This window comes from Streptomyces marianii (genome assembly GCF_005795905.1).
GTDB lineage: Bacteria > Actinomycetota > Actinomycetes > Streptomycetales > Streptomycetaceae > Streptomyces > Streptomyces marianii.
Window position 1 is genome coordinate 2,579,301 of record NZ_VAWE01000001.1, and the last position, 18,101, is coordinate 2,597,401.

Here is an 18,101-nt window from a genome sequence, read left to right on the forward strand (position 1 = left end):
GCTGATTCAGGACCCCGGGAGGGCGTGAGAAGGGGGGCGGGACGGACCCCGCCCCCCGTCATGAGTCACGGGACTCAGGAGACGCCGAGCTCCTTGGCGTTCTTCTTGAGGTCCTCGAGACCACCGCACATGAAGAAGGCCTGCTCCGGGAAGTGGTCGAAGTCTCCGTCGCAGATCGCGTTGAACGCGGCGATCGACTCGTCCAGCGGGACGTCCGAACCGTCCACACCGGTGAACTGCTTCGCCGCGTGGGTATTCTGGGACAGGAAGCGCTCGACACGACGGGCACGGTGGACGACCAGCTTGTCCTCCTCGCCCAGCTCGTCGATACCGAGGATAGCGATGATGTCCTGGAGGTCCTTGTACTTCTGCAGGATCCCCTTGACGCGCATGGCGGTCGTGTAGTGGTCCTGCGAGATGTAACGCGGGTCCAGGATGCGGGACGTGGAGTCCAGCGGGTCCACCGCGGGGTAGATGCCCTTCTCGGAGATCGGACGGGAGAGAACCGTCGTCGCGTCGAGGTGGGCGAAGGTGGTCGCCGGCGCCGGGTCGGTCAGGTCGTCCGCGGGGACGTAGATCGCCTGCATCGAGGTGATCGAGTGACCGCGGGTCGAGGTGATGCGCTCCTGGAGGAGGCCCATCTCGTCCGCCAGGTTCGGCTGGTAACCCACCGCGGACGGCATACGGCCGAGCAGGGTGGACACCTCGGAACCCGCCTGGGTGAAGCGGAAGATGTTGTCGATGAAGAACAGCACGTCCTGCTTCTGCACATCGCGGAAGTACTCCGCCATGGTCAGACCGGCGAGGGCGACGCGCAGACGGGTGCCCGGGGGCTCGTCCATCTGGCCGAAGACCAGCGCGGTCTTGTCCAGAACGCCGGACTCCTCCATCTCGGCGATGAGGTCGTTGCCCTCACGGGTGCGCTCACCGACGCCGGCGAACACGGAAACACCCTCGTGCAGCTTCGCCACACGCATGATCATTTCCTGGATGAGGACGGTCTTGCCGACACCGGCACCACCGAACAGACCGATCTTTCCACCCTTGACGTACGGGGTGAGAAGGTCGACGACCTTCAGACCGGTCTCGAACATCTCGGTCTTCGACTCGAGGTCCTCGAACTTCGGGGCCTTGCGGTGGATCTCCCAGCGCTCGGACTCCTGGCCGTTCGCCTCGGGCTCGTTCAGCACCTCACCGAGGGTGTTGAACACCTTGCCCTTGGTGAAGTCGCCGACCGGGACGGTGATGCCCTTGCCCGTGTCGGTCACCGGGGCCTGGCGGACCAGACCGTCGGTGGGCTGCATCGAGATGGTGCGGACGACACCCTCGCCGAGGTGCTGCGCGACCTCGAGCGTCAGGGTCTTGGTGGTACCCGGGTTCGCCGGGTCCGGCACCTCGACGTTCAGCGCGTTGTAGATCTCCGGCATCGCGTCGACGGGGAACTCCACGTCGACGACCGGGCCGATGACCCGCGCGACGCGGCCAGTGGCCACGCCAGCAGGAGCGGTCGGCTCAACAGTGGTGGTCATTAGTAGTCACTCCCCGCGGTCGCGTCGGCCAGGGCGCTCGCGCCACCGACGATCTCGCTGATTTCCTGGGTGATGTCGGCCTGGCGGGCCGCGTTGGCAAGTCGGGTGTACGTGTTGATCAGATCACCCGCGTTGTCGGTCGCCGACTTCATCGCCTTTCGGCGGGACGCGTGCTCGGAAGCCGCGGCCTGCAGCAGGGCGTTGTAGATCCGGCTCTCGACGTACCGCGGAAGCAGTGCGTCGAGGACGTCCTCCGCCGACGGCTCGAAGTCGAACAGCGGAAGCAGTTCGTCCTTCCTGCCGCCCCCGGCCTCCGCCTTCGCCTCGTCGAGGCTGAGCGGCAGCAGCCGGCCGTCGATCGGCGTCTGCGTCAGCATCGAGACGAACTCGGTGAAGACGATGTGGAGCTCGTCCACGCCGCCCTCGGCCGTCTCCGTCTCGATCGCCTCGATCAGCGGCGCCGCGATGTCCTTGGCGTTGGAGTAGGAGGGGTTGTCGGTGAAGCCCGTCCACGAGTCCGCGATCTTCATCTCACGGAAGCCGTAGTAGGCCACGCCCTTGCGGCCGACGACGTAGGTGTCGACCTCCTTGCCCTCGCCGCGGAGCCGCTCGGTCAGCCGGGCGGCCGTCTTGATCGCGTTCGAGGAGTAGCCACCGGCCAGACCGCGGTCGCTCGTGAGGAGCAGGACAGCGGCACGGGCCGGGGACTCCGCCTCCGTGGTCAGCGGGTGCTTCGTGTTCGAGCCGGTCGCCACCGCCGTGACCGCGCGGGTCAGCTCGGTCGCGTACGGCGTGGAGGCCGCCACCTTGCGCTGCGCCTTGACGATGCGCGAGGCGGAGATCATCTCCATCGCCTTGGTGATCTTCTTCGTCGCGGTGACCGACTTGATACGACGCTTGTAGACCCGGAGCTGGGCTCCCATGAGTCAGGTCCCTTCCGTCGTCACTTCGAGACGTTGACGGTCGCCGGGGCGTCCTCGCCGAGCAGCTTGCCGTCGGAGGTCTCGAACTGCTTCTTGAAGTCGGCGATCGCCTCGGCGAGCTTCTCCAGCAGGTCGTCGGACATCTTGCCGCCCTCGCGGATGGAGGTCATCAGCGTCGTGTGCTCGCGGTGCAGGAACTCGAGCAGCTCGGACTCGAAGCGGCGGATGTCCTCGACCGGGACGTCGTCCATCTTGCCGGTGGTGCCGGCCCAGATGGAGACGACCTGGTTCTCCGTCGGGTACGGGGCGTACTGCGGCTGCTTCAGCAGCTCGACCATGCGCTTACCGCGCTCCAGTGCGGCCTTCGAGGCGGCGTCCAGGTCGGAACCGAAGGCGGCGAACGCCTCCAGCTCGCGGTACTGGGCGAGGTCCACACGAAGACGTCCGGAGACCTGCTTCATGGCCTTGTGCTGAGCGGAGCCACCGACACGGGAGACCGAGATACCGACGTTCAGGGCCGGGCGCTGGCCGGCGTTGAACAGGTCGGACTCCAGGAAGCACTGGCCGTCGGTGATGGAGATGACGTTGGTCGGGATGAACGCCGAGACGTCGTTGGCCTTGGTCTCGACGATCGGCAGACCGGTCATCGAGCCGGCGCCCATGTCGTCGGACAGCTTGGCGCAGCGCTCCAGCAGACGGGAGTGCAGGTAGAAGACGTCACCCGGGTAGGCCTCACGGCCCGGCGGGCGGCGCAGCAGCAGCGACACCGCGCGGTAGGCGTCGGCCTGCTTCGACAGGTCGTCGAAGACGATGAGGACGTGCTTGCCCTCGTACATCCAGTGCTGGCCGATGGCCGAACCGGTGTACGGCGCCAGGTACTTGAAGCCGGCCGGGTCGGAAGCCGGGGCGGCGACGATCGTCGTGTACTCGAGGGCACCGGCCTCCTCCAGCGCGCCGCGCACGGACGCGATGGTGGAGCCCTTCTGGCCGACGGCGACGTAGATGCAGCGGACCTGCTTCTTCGGGTCGCCGGAGCGCCAGTTGTCGCGCTGGTTGATGATCGTGTCGACGGCCAGGGCGGTCTTGCCGGTCTGGCGGTCGCCGATGATCAGCTGACGCTGACCGCGGCCGACCGGGGTCATCGCGTCGACGGCCTTGTAGCCCGTCTCCATGGGCTCGTGGACCGACTTGCGCTGCATGACCGTCGGGGCCTGCAGCTCGAGGGCGCGGCGGCCCGAGGTCTCGATCTCGCCGAGGCCGTCGATCGGGTTGCCGAGCGGGTCGACAACGCGGCCGAGGTAGCCCTCGCCGACGGCGACGGACAGGACCTCGCCGGTGCGCTGGACCGGCTGGCCCTCCTCGATGCCGCTGAACTCACCGAGGACGATGGCACCGATCTCGCGGTCCTCGAGGTTGAGGGCGAGGCCGAGGGTGCCGTCCTCGAACTTCAGCAGTTCGTTGGCCATCGTCGAGGGAAGACCCTCGACCTTCGCGATGCCGTCGCCGGCAAGGCTGACCGTACCGACCTCCTCGCGCGAGGCCGCGTCCGGCTTGTACGACTGGACAAAGTTCTCCAGCGCGTCCCGGATCTCCTCCGGCCGGATCGTGAGCTCCGCCATCTGGGTTCCCTGCTCTCCTTGTTGGGCCCGAAGTTTCTTTGGGGGTCTGGGGCTGTGTCCATGACGGCTCGCGCCGCGGGACCCCCAGGAATCCTCTGCGGCCCAACCGGGCCGCTCTAGCAATTCTGGTTTGACTTGGTGGCCGGTCAGCCCGCGAGGCGGCGCTGCGCCTCGGCGATGCGGTCCAGGACCGTCCCGTCGATCAGCTCGTCGCCGACCCGCACCGAGATCCCGCCGAGGACCTCGGGGTCCACGTCCAGGTTCAGGTGCATCTCGCGGCCGTACACGTTCGCCAGCACGGCTCCGAGGCGCTGCTTCTGCCGGTCGGACAGCGGTACCGCGGAGGTGACCACGGCGACCGTCCGGTTCCGGCGCTCGGCGGCGAGCTTGGACAGGGACTCGAGTCCCGCTTCCAGGCTACGTCCACGCGGAGCCGTGACGAGACGGGCCACGAGCCGCTCGGTGCCGACGTTGGCCTTGCCGCCGAGGAGGCTGCGGACCAGCTGCGACTTGGCGGCCGCCGTGGCGGTCCGGTCGGTCAGCGCGGCGCGCAGCTCCGGGTTGGAGGAGACGATCCGGCCGAACCGGAACAGTTCGTCCTCCACGTCGTCCAGGGCGCCGGCCTTCTGCGCGGCCGTGAGCTCGGCGGTGGCCGCCAGCTCCTCGATCACGTCCACCAGGTCGCGGGACCGCGACCAGCGGGAACGGACCATGCCGGAGACCAGGTCGACGGACTCGCCGCCCACCTGACCGCTCAGCAGTCGCGCGGCCAGCTCGGCCTTGCCCTCACCGGGCTGCGCCGGGTCGGTCAGGACCCGACGCAGCGACACCTCGCGGTCGAGCAGCGCGGTAACGGCGACCAGCTCCTCGGCGAGCTTCGCCGCGTCGACCGACGTGCTGTCGGTCAGCGCGTCGAGACGCTCGCGTGCGGCGGCCAGTGCCTCGCGGCTCGCTCCGTTCATCGGGCAGCCTCGGCCTTCTCCTCGAGCTCGTCGAGGAAGCGGTCGATGACGCGGCTCTGGCGGGCGTGGTCCTCGAGGGACTCACCGACCAGCTTGCCGGCCAGGTCGGTGGCGAGCTTGCCCACGTCCTGGCGCAGCGCGGACGCCGCGGCCTTGCGGTCGGCCTCGATCTGGGCGTGACCGGCGGCGACGATCTCCTCACGCTGCCGCTGGCCTTCCGCGCGCATCTCGGCGATGATCGCGGCGCCCTGCTCTGTGGCCTCCTGGCGCAGACGCGCGGCCTCGTGACGGGCCTCGGCGAGCTGAGCGCGGTACTGCTCGAGCACGCTCTGCGCCTCGACCTGGGCCGCCTCGGCCTTCTCCATGCCGCCTTCGATGGCCTCGCGGCGCTCTTCCAGAACCCTGTTGATGTTCGGGAGGAGCTTCTTGGCGAGGAAGAAGAAGACGATGGCGAAGGCGATCGTGCCGACGAGCAGCTCGGGGCCCGGGGGAAGGAGCGGGTTCTGCGCTCCCTCCGCCGCCAGCTGAAGGTTGGCGATCACATCAGTGCCTTTCGTCGATAAGTGGTCGGTGAGGGGCTAGATCACTGACCGTAAACGAACGGCATGACGATGCCGATGAGGGCGAGCGCCTCACAGAAGGCGAAGCCGAGGATCTGGTTGGCACGGATCAGGCCGGCGGCCTCGGGCTGACGGGCCAGGGCCTGGGTGCCGTTACCGAAGACGATGCCGACGCCGATGCCGGGGCCGATGGCGGCGAGGCCGTAGCCGATGGAGCCGAGCGAACCGGAGACAGCGGCGAGGGTCTCAGTGGCAGCCATGCTGATTCTTCCTTTTCATTTACGGACCGGTGGGGGTTGGCCACCGGACGTTCGGGGGGTGGTGCGGGCGAGGTGCGACTCAGTGGTGCTCGGCGAGAGCGCCCTGAATGTAGGAGCAGGCCAGCAGGACGAAGACGTATGCCTGGACGGCCTGGACGAAGAGCTCGAAGACGATCATGCCCATCGTCATCACGAAGGAGACGCCTGCGGCCGGGATCAGCCAGCTGTTCAGGAGGTACCAGGAGGCGACGGTGAACATCACCAGCATCAGGTGACCGGCGAACATGTTGGCGAAGAGCCGGACCGCGTGGGTGAACGGGCGGACGAGAAGGTTCGAGAAGAACTCGATGAACGACACGAGCCACTTGATCGGGCCGAGAGACGGGTCGTAACCGGTGATGTTCTTCCAGCCGCCGACGAAACCGTGGCGCTTGAAGGTCAGCGACACCCAGATCACGTAGACGATGAGCGCCAGGACCATCGGGTAGGCGATGATCGACGCCACCGGGAACTGGGCCAGCGGGACCACGGACCAGATGTTCATGATCCACGCGAAGAAGAAGATCGAGACCATCAGCGGGACGTACTTCTCGCCCTCGCGCTTCCCGATGGTCTCGTAGACGATCCCGCGGCGCACGAAGTCGTAGCCGGCCTCGCCGATCATCTGCAGCTTGCCCGGGACGACCTTCGCCCTGCCGAACGCCGCGTAGAAGAAGCCGACGACGACGAGCGTGGTGATCAGCGCGAGCAGCATCACCTTGTTGAACTCGAAGCCGCCGACGGTGGCAATCGGCTTGAAGAGGAAGGAGTGCAGGCCCGGTGCCGGAAAGCCACAGCCGTTGTCGGCCATGATGCGGCAGCTCCAGTCAAAGGCGAGCGTGGTCTGTTCAGCACTCACCGCGGGCTCCTTCGGCGTGACGCATGGGTTCGGCAACCTCGTTGTGTCGGCGCGGCGCGCAGCCGCGAGTCGGCACCGGACTGGTGTTTCGGATGTGGGGGCGGCGGTCAGGCATCGAGGCCTCGCGATCGAGCAGGCGTCAGCTCAGATGCCCGCGCCCGCAGTGCCGCAGTTGGCACCGGACGATAGCAGTTTCTCGAACGCGCACTTATCCCGGCCCTACCCGTCACGTCGACGGCCCCGTCTTCTCGCCCTTGCGGGGATCCGACGGCTCCGGTTCGACGTAGAGGATCTTGGCCTTCATGTGGGCACGGGCCTGCGCGGCCACCCAGACGAGCGTCGACGCGACGATGGAGGCCGCGAACGTCCTGGGGTTGAACAGCGTGGTGTCCTTGAAGGCGGCGACGAAGATGAACAACACGAGCAACTGGGTCGTGTAGAGCATCAGGCCCATCGCCTGGAACAGCTGCGGGAGGTGCTTCGCCGTCCTCTGCAGGACGACGATCCCGATCCCCATGAAGACGATGACCACCAGGGTGCCGACGACCGCGCCGAGGGCCCCCTTGCCGCCGGCGAGCACACCGCTGACGATCGCGGCGATCACGCCGACGGCAGCGGTGGGCACGACGGTCTGCAGGAGAGTCCGGACGTCGTTGGACGGCATGGCGGCGGCTCCGCGGGGTGGTGGGGGCACTGGTGTCGTCAAGGACGAGCGTAGATCCGGTCCGAGGTGGGTCTCGGGCACCGAGGAGACCGTCGCACTGCGGTCTCCCGGCTCTGTCTCCGGTTCTCGTGAACCGTATCACAAACTATTTGAATAGGTCTTTACCCGCTGGTGTGCCAACTCTCACACATGAGAGTGAGGCCGCGCGTGTGTGCATGACGGTGGACCACTTTGTCTGGTAATGGCCTTGATTGCTCCTGCCCATCGGCATCCCGCGGGGCGCAAGGACCGAGGGCCCCGCAGCCGCAAGGAAGGGCCGCCCGGGTGCGCCACCGGCGCACCCCGTTCATCACATTGTGTGGCCGATCGCACCACGCGTCTGTTGACGGCTACTTCCTCGCCGCCGTGAACCGCGAGCGCGCCCCGATCGCCGTCGCCCCGTTGATACCCGCAGGCACCGGGATGCGCTGCTCTTCGGGACCCACGGCGGCCGCGTCGGCGGGGTCCGGTGCCGTAGCCGACGGGACTCCCGGCGCCGTGGGCGGCGCCGGCACCACGGGGCGCGGACGGCGGCGGTAGCGCGGCGGGACGAAGGACTCCGCCCAGCGCGGCGCCCGCGGGGTGAAGCGCGGCAGCAGCAGGAGCACCAGGCCCACGAAGCTCAGCACCACGATCGCGAAGACGATCCACATCGAGGCGCTGTGCACCGAGTACAGGACCACACCGAACGCGATCAGGGCCGACCAGAAGTACATGATCAGCACCGCGCGGCTGTGCGAGTGCCCGATCTCCAGCAGCCGGTGGTGGAGATGGCCGCGGTCGGCGGCGAAGGGCGACTTGCCCTTCCAGGTCCGGCGGACGATCGCCAGCAGCAGGTCCGCCACGGGGATCGCGATGATCGTCAGCGGCAGCAGCAGCGGGATGAAGACGGGCAGTGCCGCGTGGGTCGCCTGCCGGGTGCTTCCCTCGAACAGCTTCAGCGCGTCCGGGTCCACCTGGCCGGTGACCGAGATCGCGGACGCGGCCAGGACCAGGCCGATCAGCATCGACCCCGAATCACCCATGAAGATCCGCGCCGGATGCATGTTGTGCGGCAGGAAGCCCAGGCACATGCCCATCAGGACGGATGCGAACAGCGTCGCCGGAGCCGCGGCCTCGATCCCGTAGCCGAACCAGATCCGGTACGCGTACAGGAAGAACGCCGCGGCCGCGATGCACACCATGCCCGCGGCCAGGCCGTCCAGGCCGTCCACGAAGTTCACCGCGTTGATCGTGATGACGACCAGCGCGACCGTCAGCAGCGTGCCCTGCCACTGGGTCAGGGAGACCGTCCCGACGCCCGGGATCGGCAGCCACAGGATCGTCAGACCCTGCATCACCATCACGCCCGCGGCGATCATCTGGCCGCCGAGCTTGATCAGGGCGTCGATCTCGAACTTGTCGTCCAGCACACCGATCAGCCAGATCAGCGCGGCGCCGGAGAGCAGGGCGCGCGGTTCGTTGGACAGCTCGAACACGCTGTTGAGATTGCTCAGATGGTCGGCGACGAGAAGGCCGGCGCACAGGCCGAAGAACATGGCGATGCCGCCGAGCCGCGGCGTCGGTTCGCGGTGGACGTCGCGGGCCCGGATCTCCGGCATCGCCCCGGTCGCGATGGCGAACTTCCGCACCGGTCCGGTCAGAAGGTAGGTCACCGCAGCCGTGACACAGAGCGTCAGCAGGTAATCACGCACGGGCTGCCCCAGAGGAATCGCTGGCCATCTCAGCCCCACACCCTAGCTTCGTTGGCCACATGCTTGAGGACATACGAGCGGCCCGGACGGTTCCAGGGCCCTCGCTTCTACCCTCAATACGGCGGAAATCTCCCGACCAGTTCCCGCACTTCTTCGCGAACGCGGTGGATCTCCTCGCCTTCCGCCCGCAGCGCCGTGGTGAAGAGCACGGCGATCCTCGCCATCTCGGCCTCGCCCATGCCCTGGGTGGTGACGGCCGCGGTGCCGAGGCGGATGCCGCGGCCGTCGCCGTACGGCAGCGCACAGGTGTCGAGCACCATCCCGGCGGCGGCGAGCCGCCCGCGCGCCGTGCGGCCGTCCACACCCAGCGGCGCCGGGTCCGCGGTGATCAGATGGGTGTCCGTGCCGCCGGTGGTGACCGCGAAGCCCTCCGCCTCCAGCCCTTCCGCCAGGACCTTGGCGTTGGCGACGACGTGATGGGCGTAGCCGGCGAACCCCGGGGTGGCCGCCTCGCCGAAGGCCACGGCCTTGGCGGCGATCGTGTGCATCTGGGCACCGCCCTGGGTGAAGGGGAACACCGCCCGGTCGATCCGCTCCGCCAGATGGCTGCCGCAGAGGATCATCCCGCCGCGCGGACCGCGCAGCACCTTGTGCGTCGTGGCGCACACGACGTCCGCGTACGGGACCGGACTGGGGGCCGCTCCCCCGGCGATCAGGCCCATCGGATGCGCCGCGTCGGCGATGAGGTACGCGCCCACCTCGTCGGCGATCTCCCGGAACGCGGCGTAGTCGGGGTGCCGGGGGTAGGAGATCGAGCCGCAGACGATCGCCTTCGGCCGGTGCTCCCGGGCGAGTCTGAGGATGTGCTCGTGGTCGAGCAGCCCCGACTCGGCGTCGACTCCGTACGGCACGAACGTGAACCAGCGGCCGGAGAAGTTGGCCGGTGAGCCGTGTGTGAGGTGCCCGCCGAAGGCCAGGCCCATCGCGAGGACGGTGTCCCCCGGCCGCAGCAGCGCCGCGTACGCCGCGAGGACGGCCGAGGAGCCGGAGTGGGGCTGCACGTTGGCGTGGTCGGCGCCGAAGAGGGCGGTGGCACGGTCGACCGCGATCCGCTCGGCGGCGTCGACGAGCTCGCAGCCGCCGTGGTGGCGCGCCCCTGGATAGCCCTCGGCGTACTTGTTGGCGAGTGGGGAGCCCAGGGCCGCGAGGACCGCGGGCGAGGTGAAGTTCTCCGCGGCGATCAGCTGGAGGCTGTCGGCCTGCCGGGCCATCTCGCCGAGTACGACCTCGGCGATCTCGGGGTCCCGGCGGCGCAGGACGTCGAGGTCGGCGGGCGCGGCGGGGGTGCGGGCGGGTGCGGGGGTACTGACCGGCATCGTGGTCTCCCGGCCTCACGTTGGGGTGTACGGCCCCTCCAATGTAGGCCCGGGCGGACATGGCCGCCCGGTGTCCGGCGACCTGGATCCGCCCCGCTCGGCCGTCCGGACCTCGCCACCGCTCACCGGCCCCGCGGTTGCCTTTCCGGGGACCGGCCGCCGCCCGGCGGCAGGGACGTGCGGCGTTCGGCGAGCCCGTGGCAGCGGCCCCGCCCGCCGCAGTCGCTCAGCGGCGGGCCGGTACGCCCGTCAACGCCGTCAGCACGGGGTCGAGCGCCTGGTGGATCTCGTCGCCGATGGAGCGGAAGAAGGTGATGGGCCCCCCGTACGGGTCGTAGACCTCGTCCGCCTCCGCGCTCGGCGCCAGCAGCCAGCCGCGCAGTGCCGCGGCCGCCCGCACCAGGGCCCTGGCCCGCTCGACGACACCGTCGTGGTCGGGGTCCGGCAGGGTCGCCGGGTCTATCGCCCGGACGAGCCGGGTGAACTCCTTCAGAGTGAACGTGCGCAGGCCCGCGGAGTGGCCCATGGAGATGACCTGCGCGCGGTGGTCGCGGGTGGCGGTGAGCACCAGGTCCGCCCGGATCACGTGCTCGTCGAGCAGCTCGCGCCCCGTGAAGCCGCTGGGGTCCGCGCCGAAGTCGGTGAGGACCGTCGCGGCGTTCGCCTCCATGGGTGCGCCCTCGTGGCCCCAGGTACCCGCGCTCTCCACGAGCAGCCCTCCGGCGAGGGGGTCGCCCAGCCGGTGGCTCAAGGCGTGCCGCGTCAGCCGCTCGGTGATCGGCGAGCGGCAGACGTTGCCGGTGCTGACGTGGAGGATCCGGAATGTGCCGCCGACGGCGGCCGTACCTTCTATGCCACGTCCCTCAGGGACGGTCACTGTGCCGGCCCCCGGCTGTTCGCTCCGGTCACGGTGCCACCTCGAGGTCGGGTACGACCTTGCGGAGTTCGTCCGCCTCCAGGGCGCCCACGCGCAGCAGGACCGGCACCTTGCCGGTGACGTCGACGATCGAGGACGGCACGTTGCCGGGCGTCGGGCCGCCGTCGAGGTAGACGGAGACCGAGTCGCCGAGCATGCCCTGCGCGGCGTCGCAGGTCTCGGGTGCCGGATGTCCCGTCAGGTTCGCGGACGACACGGCCATGGGGCCGACCTCGGTGAGCAGTTCGATGGCGACCGGGTGCAGCGGCATACGGATGGCGACGGTGCCGCGGGTGTCCCCGAGATCCCACTGGAGCGACGGCTGGTGCCGGGCGACGAGCGTCAGCGCACCGGGCCAGAAGGCGTCGACGAGCTCCCACGCCTGCTCGGAGAAGTCGGTGACCAGGCCGTGGAGCGTGTTCGGGGAGCCGATGAGGACCGGGGTGGGCATGTTGCGGCCCCGTCCCTTGGCCGCCAGCAGGTCGGCGACGGCCTCGGAGCCGAAGGCGTCCGCGCCGATGCCGTAGACGGTGTCGGTGGGCAGCACGACGAGCTCGCCGCGGCGGACGGCCGAGGCCGCTTCGCGCAGGCCGGTGGTGCGGTCCGTCGCGTCGTTGCAGTCGTATCGCCGAGCCATCAGCGGGCCTCCTCGTTTTCGGTCACTCGGTTCTTCCCCCGGCCGCCGGCCGGGGGGACCCCCACCGAGCCGCTCGGGCGGGCGTCGACGGCCGGTCGTGCGCGGCCCCGGGCCGGCCGGGCCCTTCTCGCGGTCTCCCTCACGGCAGCGCCTTGCGGGCCGTCGCGAAGCGCGGTCGGTTGTTCAGGTCGGGGTGGTCGGCCGCGTCCGCCCAGCCCGCCTCCTCGTTGAAGATCCAGGGCACCTGGCCGCCCTGGGTGTCGGCGTGCTCGACGACGACGAGACCGCCCGGGCGCAGCAGCCGGTGCGCGGTGCGCTCGATGCCGCGGATGGTGTCGAGGCCGTCCTCACCGGAGAAGAGAGCCATCTGGGGGTCGTGGTCACGCGCCTCGGGCGCCACGTACTCCCACTCGGTGAGGGGGATGTACGGCGGGTTGGAGATGACGAGGTCGACCTGGCCGTCGAGCTCGGGGAGAGCGGCGAGGGCGTCACCGTGGTGGACGGTGACCCGGGAGCCCTCGGCGTTCTTCCGGGTCCAGCCGATCGCGTCGTCGGACAGTTCCACGGCGTACACGCGCGAGCGCGGGACCTCCTGGGCGATGGCCAGCGCGATGGCGCCCGAGCCGGAGCACAGGTCGACGACGAGCGGCTCCACGACGTCCATGGCGCGCACCGCGTCTATGGCCCAGCCGACGACCGACTCGGTCTCGGGCCGCGGTACGAAGACGCCGGGGCCCACCTGGAGCTCCAGATAGCGGAAGAAGGCGCGCCCGGTGATGTGCTGCAGCGGCTCGCGGGCCTCGCGGCGGGCGACGGCCTCCCAGTAGCGGGCGTCGAAGTCCGCGTCCTTGACCAGATGCAGTTCGCCGCGCTTCACCCCGTGGACGAACGCGGCGAGCTCCTCCGCGTCGAAGCGCGGTGAGGGCACGCCGGCATCGGCCAGCCGCTGGGTGGCCTGGGCCACCTCGGCAAGCAGCAAGGAGCGGGGGTACCGGGGTCGTCCCCCGGGGAGCGACTGCACGCTGGTCCTCCGGGCTGGGCGGGGCTGTTCGGGGTGTCGCGGACTACGCCGCGGCGAGCTTCGCGGCGGAGTCGGCGTCGACGCAGGCCTGGATCACGGCGTCCAGTTCTCCGTCGAGCACCTGGTCCAAGTTGTACGCCTTGAAGCCGACGCGGTGGTCCGAGATGCGGTTTTCGGGGAAGTTGTACGTACGGATCTTCTCGGAGCGGTCGACCGTGCGGACCTGGCTGCGCCGGGCGTCCGCCGCCTCCTGCTCGGCCGCCTCCTGGGCCGCCGCGAGAAGCCTGGAGCGCAGGATACGCATGGCCTGCTCCTTGTTCTGGAGCTGGCTCTTCTCGTTCTGGCAGGAGGCGACGACTCCGGTCGGGATGTGCGTGATGCGCACGGCGGAGTCCGTGGTGTTGACGGACTGGCCGCCGGGGCCGGAGGAGCGGTAGACGTCGATGCGCAGATCGTTGGGGTTGATCTCCACGTCGATCTCCTCGGCCTCGGGGGTCACGAGGACACCGGCGGCGGAGGTGTGGATCCGGCCCTGGGACTCGGTCGCGGGGACCCGCTGCACCCGGTGCACCCCGCCCTCGTACTTCAGGCGCGCCCAGACGCCCTGGCCTGGCTCCGGCGTCGCGTTGCCCTTGAGCTTCACGGCGACCTGGACGTCCTTGTAGCCGCCGAGCTCGGACTCGGTGGCGTCGATGATCTCGGTCTTCCAGCCGACGCGCTCGGCGTAGCGGAGGTACATCCGCAGCAGGTCGCCGGCGAACAGCGCGGACTCGTCGCCGCCCGCGCCCGCCTTGATCTCCAGGATGACGTCCTTGTCGTCGCTGGGGTCGCGGGGCACCAGCAGCAGCCGCAGCTTCTCGGTCAGCTCCTCGCGCTGCTTCTCCAGCTGCTTCACCTCGGCGGCGAAGTCCGGGTCGTCGGCGGCGAGTTCGCGGGCCGTCTCGATGTCGTCCCCGGTCTGCTTCCAGGAGCGGTAGGTGCCGACGATCGGGGTCAGTTCGGCGTACCGCTTGTTGAGCTTGCGCGCGTGTCCCTGGTCGGCGTGGACCGAAGGGTCGGCGAGCTGCTTCTCGAGGCCGGCGTGCTCGCCGACCAGTTCCTCGACCGCTTCGAACATCGAAGGCTCCTGGTTCTCGTACGGCTGGGTGGCTGCGGGAGAGACGGCAAAGCGCCGGTCCCGGCCGCCCGCGCAGGGGCAGCCGAAGACCGGCGCAGTGGCTCGCTACTTCTTGGCGGAGCCGGCAGCCTTGCCGAAGCGGGCCTCGAAGCGGGCCACACGGCCACCGGTGTCGAGGATCTTCTGCTTGCCCGTGTAGAACGGGTGGCACTCGGAGCAGACCTCGGCGCGGATGTTGCCGGCCTGGATCGTGCTACGGGTCGTGAACGACGCGCCACAGGTGCAGCTCACCTGGGTCTCGACGTACTCGGGGTGGATGTCGCGCTTCAAGGTGTCTCCTAGATTCGGGAGGGCGCCGGGTCGCACGCGCGGGATGCGCGGACGTGAACCGGGGCCGACGTACCAGTCTGCCAGGACCGGCCGCATCTCCCAAAACCGGGGGGCGCCGCCGGGTATTCCCGGGCCTCCCGGCCTGCCGCGTCCCGCCCGGGGCCGGCGCGGCCGTGGTCCCGGTCCGCCGCCGAGCCCGATCGCGGGTGGCCGGGCCGGCTGCGGCTCGCGCCCCGGCCCCCGCCCCGCTACTTCACGATGCCCTCGGCCTGCCCGTCCGCGGTGCCCTCGGTGGCGGAGGCGGGGATGGGCAGATCGTTGCGCAGCGCGGCCCAGACCTGCTCGCCCTGTTTCTCCAGGGGCGCGACGCGGTTCGGGTCCCGCTCGTCGTAGTCCACCGGCATGGTGATCATCTGGATGTCCTCGGGGCCGAGGCCCTTGAGGCCGTTGGCGAAGCCGATGAGCTCCTGGACGGAGTCGAGCTCGGAGTCGGGAGTGATCGCCTTGGTGGCGGTGTCGGCGAGGTCGTACAGCTTCTTCGGGTTGCCGAACACGCCGATGTCCCTGACCTGCTGGATCAGCGCCTTGATGAAGGCCTGCTGCAGCTGGATCCGGCCGAGGTCGCTGCCGTTGCCGACGGCCTTGCGGGTGCGCACCAGCCCGAGGGCCTGCTCCCCGCTGAGCGTGTGCGTGCCGGGTTCGAGGTCGAGGTGGCTACTGGAGTCCCTGATCGCCTCGGTGGTGGTGACGTCCACGCCGCCGAGTTCGTCCACGAGCTCCTTGAAGCCGGTGAAGTCGACCTCCATGTAGTGGTCCATGCGGATGCCGGAGATCTTCTCGACGGTCTTCACCGCGCAGGCCGGGCCGCCGACCTCGTACGCCGTGTTGAACATGGCGCGGCGCTCGCCGGGAACGCTGCCGCCCCGGCTGTCGGTGCAGCCGGGGCGGTCGATCAGGGTGTCGCGGGGCACGGACACGACGGCGGCCTTCCTGTGGCCCTCGTATATGTGCACGATCATCGCCGTGTCGGAGCGGGCACCGCCCTCGTCCCTGCCGTACTCCCCGTTCGCGCCGGCGCGGGAGTCGGAACCGAGGACGAGGATGTCCATGGAGCCGTTGTCGACGTCGTCCGGGCGGTCGGTGCCGAGCTGGCCGCTGATGTCGACGCCCTGGATGTTGCCGTCGAGCTTGAGGTAGACCCAGCCGAGCCCCGACCCCCCGACGAGCACGAGCCCGGCCGCGGACCACGCGGCGAGCGTCGCGGCCCGGCGCCGCGCGGTGGGCGGCTTACGGCGACTGCCCGTACCGCGTATTCGGCCCTTGCTCTGGTCCGCCATGGCTCCCCAAGTCCTCGTAGGTCCCGTTACCCCCGGCCACGGTCTTCAGGCACGGTTTCATCCACCCTGTCAAGCTTTGTTACTCCACCTGTGAGACCGGCGAGGGGCAAGAAGGGTTGCACGGGCCCCTGAGAGGTCCATGAGAAGCGCATGAAGAAGGGCCTGTGCGCACCGAGGGTGATTCGGTGCGCACAGGCCCTCTGCGACCTGCGGTGGCGCTCCGGCCGGCGGCGGGGGCCGAGGGCCCCCTTCGCCGTGGACCGCCGCCGGGCGTGTGGTGGACGTCCCCTCACGCCCGGCGGCTTCCGCCGGTTCTGTCCAGGTTCGCGCCCCTGACGGGGTCAGCCGAACAGGTTGTACGCCTGCCAGCCGCTGCCCATCGCGACGCGGGCGTTGAAGCGGCCGTTGCCCTTGCCCGGGTAGAGCCAGAGCTTGCCCGCGGTGTCGCGGGTCAGGACGTCCGCGTGGCCGTCGCTGTTGACGTCGCCGGTGGTGACGATGGCGTTCATGGCGCCGAAGGCGCCGACCAGGACGGGGGCCGCCCAGGGCTTGGTGGCGACACCGGTGCCCTTGTAGAGGTAGGTTTTGCCGTCGCTCTTGCGGGCGAAGACGTCGGCCTTGCCGTCGGCGGTGAAGTCGCCGTGGCCGCGGACCATCGTGAACGTGCCCCAGCCCGAGCCGACGGCGATCGGCGCGGCGAATCCGCCGTTGCCCCTGCCGGGGTAGACGCGCAGGGTGCCGGTGGAGTCGACCGCGAGCATGTCGGGCAGCTCGTCGCCGGTGACGTCACCGGGGGCGACGATCTGCTTGTGCTTGCTCCAGCCCTTGGCGACGAGCTTGGACGCCCAGTCGCCCTGGGTGCCGCCGGGGCCGGGCACGTAGTGGTCCCAGTACACGTCGCCGTTGCCGACGCGGTACAGCAGGTCCTGGTTGTCGTCCCGGTCCAGGTCGGTCTGGACCAGCAGGCTGACGCCCTTGAAGTTGCCCAGGTTGTGGGTGCGGGCGAGGCTCGTCACCTTGGAGTGCCAGCTGAACAGGGAGTTGTCCGAGGCACGGCGGGCGAGCAGGTCCGCGGTGTGGCCGTCGCCGCTCCAGTTGGTGTCGTCCACGCGTGACTGGATCGGCGCGGAGTACGTGGTCGCCTTGGCGTACACGCCGTACTTGCCGGCGGCCGAGCAGTTCTCGTCGCCCCAGGAGACGATGCCGGCGAGCTTGCCGCCGACGACCAGCGGGCCGCCGGAGTCGCCGTTGCAGGTGGTCTCGCTGGTGGCGTCAGAGCCGGTGGGCGCGGCGCCGGCGCAGACCATGTGGCCCTTGATGAAGCCGTCCGGGTACGCGGCGGCGCACGAGGCGTCGGAGACGATGTCGGCGTCGGCGACCTTCAGCGTCTGCGAGGAGTTGTTGGGGTTGGTGGAGCTGGTGCGGCCCCAGCCGTACACCTTGCCGTCGCGGCCGGCCTGGTACAGCGCGGAGTCGGTCGGCTGCGCGAGCGGCAGCGTCCTGACCGTGGACGGCACCGGCGAGGTCAGCGTCAGCACGGCCACGTCGTTGTCGACCGTGTACGGGCTGTACTGCGGGTGGTGCCACTGGCGGTAGGCGCCGAGCAGGGTGCCGCCGTGGAGGTCCAGGGAGCCGTCGGTCTTCTGGGTCGGCATCTGGTCGGTGCCGACGACGACCGCGCCGTCCCGGTACCACTTGATGCCCTTGACGCAGTGCGCCGCGGTGGCGACCTTGGTAGGGGCGATCACGACGCCGCCGCAGAAGTAGCTGCCCTCGGCGTCGGAGAAGTGGAGCTGCGCCATCCAGGGCGCGGTGGAGATGGTGGTCGTGGAACCACCGATGATGCGGGCGCTCGGCGCGCTGCGGGTGCCCTCGGCGGCGGAGTCGGGCTGCTCGATGAGGGACCGCTCGTTCTTCGCGTCGCCCTTCATGGCCGCGACCACGCGCCCCCGCAGCTCGCCCTGCGACGGCGGGGCGGGCTTCTGCGACTCGGCGGTGATCTGCGGTGTCTCACCGGCCTCGGCCGACCCGGAGCCGGTGATCGCGATGCCGGCGCCGGTCAGCGCGACGATGGCGGCGACAGCAGGTACCGCGAGTCTCATGCGGCGCTTGTGCCGGCCACCGCGGGTGCGTATCTGCACTCGGTAACCCCTTGGGTAGACCCGGCAGAGCGCGACCGCCCCACCGGAGAAATCTCTGGTGACGGTGGGGCACAGCTG

17 protein-coding genes are annotated in these 18,101 nt (G+C 69.9%); all 17 read right to left on the reverse strand.

Features of this window, described 5'->3' with window-relative positions; genetic code table 11:
• Positions 1-74: 74 nt before the first annotated feature.
• Positions 75-1,529 carry a F0F1 ATP synthase subunit beta gene (atpD, locus tag FEF34_RS11525; RefSeq protein ID WP_138053097.1) on the reverse strand — a complete coding sequence of 485 codons (1,455 nt, stop codon included), beginning with the start codon at positions 1,527-1,529 and terminating at the stop codon, positions 75-77.
• Positions 1,529-2,452 carry a F0F1 ATP synthase subunit gamma gene (locus FEF34_RS11530; RefSeq protein WP_138053098.1) on the reverse strand — a complete coding sequence of 308 codons (924 nt, stop codon included), beginning with the start codon at positions 2,450-2,452 and terminating at the stop codon, positions 1,529-1,531. The genes atpD and FEF34_RS11530 overlap by 1 nt, the downstream gene beginning before the upstream one ends.
• 20 nt (positions 2,453-2,472) lie before the next feature.
• On the reverse strand, positions 2,473-4,071 hold the full coding sequence (gene atpA / locus FEF34_RS11535) for a F0F1 ATP synthase subunit alpha (RefSeq protein WP_138053099.1): 1,599 nt from the start codon (positions 4,069-4,071) through the stop codon (positions 2,473-2,475).
• Between the two features lie 146 nt (positions 4,072-4,217).
• Positions 4,218-5,033 (reverse strand): F0F1 ATP synthase subunit delta, encoded by an 816-nt coding sequence (locus FEF34_RS11540; RefSeq protein ID WP_138053100.1) that lies wholly within the window; start codon positions 5,031-5,033, stop codon positions 4,218-4,220.
• The gene (locus FEF34_RS11545; RefSeq protein WP_108907367.1) at positions 5,030-5,575 is read right to left on the reverse strand and encodes a F0F1 ATP synthase subunit B; all 546 of its coding nucleotides are present in this window, start codon (positions 5,573-5,575) and stop codon (positions 5,030-5,032) included. The genes FEF34_RS11540 and FEF34_RS11545 overlap by 4 nt, the downstream gene beginning before the upstream one ends.
• A gap of 41 nt (positions 5,576-5,616) precedes the next feature.
• Positions 5,617-5,853, reverse strand: coding sequence for an ATP synthase F0 subunit C (atpE, locus tag FEF34_RS11550; protein WP_138053101.1), 237 nt, complete (start codon positions 5,851-5,853; stop codon positions 5,617-5,619).
• 79 nt (positions 5,854-5,932) lie between these two features.
• Positions 5,933-6,703, reverse strand: a complete 771-nt coding sequence (gene atpB, locus FEF34_RS11555) for a F0F1 ATP synthase subunit A (RefSeq protein WP_138057416.1) — start codon at positions 6,701-6,703, stop codon at positions 5,933-5,935.
• 274 nt (positions 6,704-6,977) lie between these two features.
• On the reverse strand, positions 6,978-7,415 hold the full coding sequence (locus FEF34_RS11560; protein WP_138053102.1) for a hypothetical protein: 438 nt from the start codon (positions 7,413-7,415) through the stop codon (positions 6,978-6,980).
• A gap of 389 nt (positions 7,416-7,804) precedes the next feature.
• Positions 7,805-9,148 (reverse strand): MraY family glycosyltransferase, encoded by a 1,344-nt coding sequence (locus FEF34_RS11565; RefSeq protein ID WP_138053103.1) that lies wholly within the window; start codon positions 9,146-9,148, stop codon positions 7,805-7,807.
• A gap of 113 nt (positions 9,149-9,261) precedes the next feature.
• Complete coding sequence (locus tag FEF34_RS11570; RefSeq protein WP_138053104.1) at positions 9,262-10,524, reverse strand: serine hydroxymethyltransferase; 1,263 nt, start codon at positions 10,522-10,524, stop codon at positions 9,262-9,264.
• A 226-nt stretch (positions 10,525-10,750) separates the two neighbouring features.
• Positions 10,751-11,401 carry an arsenate reductase/protein-tyrosine-phosphatase family protein gene (locus tag FEF34_RS11575; protein WP_138053105.1) on the reverse strand — a complete coding sequence of 217 codons (651 nt, stop codon included), beginning with the start codon at positions 11,399-11,401 and terminating at the stop codon, positions 10,751-10,753.
• Between the two features lie 28 nt (positions 11,402-11,429).
• A complete protein-coding gene (locus FEF34_RS11580; protein ID WP_138053106.1) occupies positions 11,430-12,077 on the reverse strand; it encodes an L-threonylcarbamoyladenylate synthase in 648 nt (215 codons plus the stop codon).
• A 139-nt stretch (positions 12,078-12,216) separates the two neighbouring features.
• Positions 12,217-13,098 carry a peptide chain release factor N(5)-glutamine methyltransferase gene (gene prmC / locus FEF34_RS11585; protein WP_171052915.1) on the reverse strand — a complete coding sequence of 294 codons (882 nt, stop codon included), beginning with the start codon at positions 13,096-13,098 and terminating at the stop codon, positions 12,217-12,219.
• Between the two features lie 43 nt (positions 13,099-13,141).
• Positions 13,142-14,215, reverse strand: coding sequence for a peptide chain release factor 1 (gene prfA, locus FEF34_RS11590; RefSeq protein ID WP_138053107.1), 1,074 nt, complete (start codon positions 14,213-14,215; stop codon positions 13,142-13,144).
• Positions 14,216-14,320: 105 nt separating this feature from the next.
• Positions 14,321-14,545, reverse strand: a complete 225-nt coding sequence (gene rpmE, locus FEF34_RS11595) for a 50S ribosomal protein L31 (protein WP_138053108.1) — start codon at positions 14,543-14,545, stop codon at positions 14,321-14,323.
• A 248-nt stretch (positions 14,546-14,793) separates the two neighbouring features.
• Entirely contained in the window at positions 14,794-15,882 is a 1,089-nt protein-coding gene (locus FEF34_RS11600) for an LCP family protein (RefSeq protein WP_138053109.1), read from the reverse strand.
• Positions 15,883-16,223: 341 nt separating this feature from the next.
• Positions 16,224-17,984, reverse strand: a complete 1,761-nt coding sequence (locus FEF34_RS11605) for a trypsin-like serine protease (protein ID WP_138053110.1) — start codon at positions 17,982-17,984, stop codon at positions 16,224-16,226.
• Positions 17,985-18,101 lie beyond the last annotated feature (117 nt).

Excerpts from the sequence above, each read along its gene's own strand:
- FEF34_RS11530 (WP_138053098.1), bottom strand. The coding sequence starts at position 2,452 with ATGGGAGCCCAGCTCCGGGTCTACAAGCGTCGTATCAAGTCGGTCACC.
- prfA (WP_138053107.1), bottom strand. The coding sequence starts at position 14,215 with ATGTTCGAAGCGGTCGAGGAACTGGTCGGCGAGCACGCCGGCCTCGAG.
- FEF34_RS11570 (WP_138053104.1), bottom strand. The coding sequence starts at position 10,524 with ATGCCGGTCAGTACCCCCGCACCCGCCCGCACCCCCGCCGCGCCCGCC.
- FEF34_RS11600 (WP_138053109.1), bottom strand. The coding sequence starts at position 15,882 with ATGGCGGACCAGAGCAAGGGCCGAATACGCGGTACGGGCAGTCGCCGT.
- FEF34_RS11580 (WP_138053106.1), bottom strand. The coding sequence starts at position 12,077 with ATGGCTCGGCGATACGACTGCAACGACGCGACGGACCGCACCACCGGC.
- FEF34_RS11560 (WP_138053102.1), bottom strand. The coding sequence starts at position 7,415 with ATGCCGTCCAACGACGTCCGGACTCTCCTGCAGACCGTCGTGCCCACC.
- FEF34_RS11605 (WP_138053110.1), bottom strand. The coding sequence starts at position 17,984 with ATGAGACTCGCGGTACCTGCTGTCGCCGCCATCGTCGCGCTGACCGGC.
- atpD (WP_138053097.1), bottom strand. The coding sequence starts at position 1,529 with ATGACCACCACTGTTGAGCCGACCGCTCCTGCTGGCGTGGCCACTGGC.
- FEF34_RS11540 (WP_138053100.1), bottom strand. The coding sequence starts at position 5,033 with ATGAACGGAGCGAGCCGCGAGGCACTGGCCGCCGCACGCGAGCGTCTC.
- atpE (WP_138053101.1), bottom strand. The coding sequence starts at position 5,853 with ATGGCTGCCACTGAGACCCTCGCCGCTGTCTCCGGTTCGCTCGGCTCC.
- atpA (WP_138053099.1), bottom strand. The coding sequence starts at position 4,071 with ATGGCGGAGCTCACGATCCGGCCGGAGGAGATCCGGGACGCGCTGGAG.
- atpB (WP_138057416.1), bottom strand. The coding sequence starts at position 6,703 with ATGGCCGACAACGGCTGTGGCTTTCCGGCACCGGGCCTGCACTCCTTC.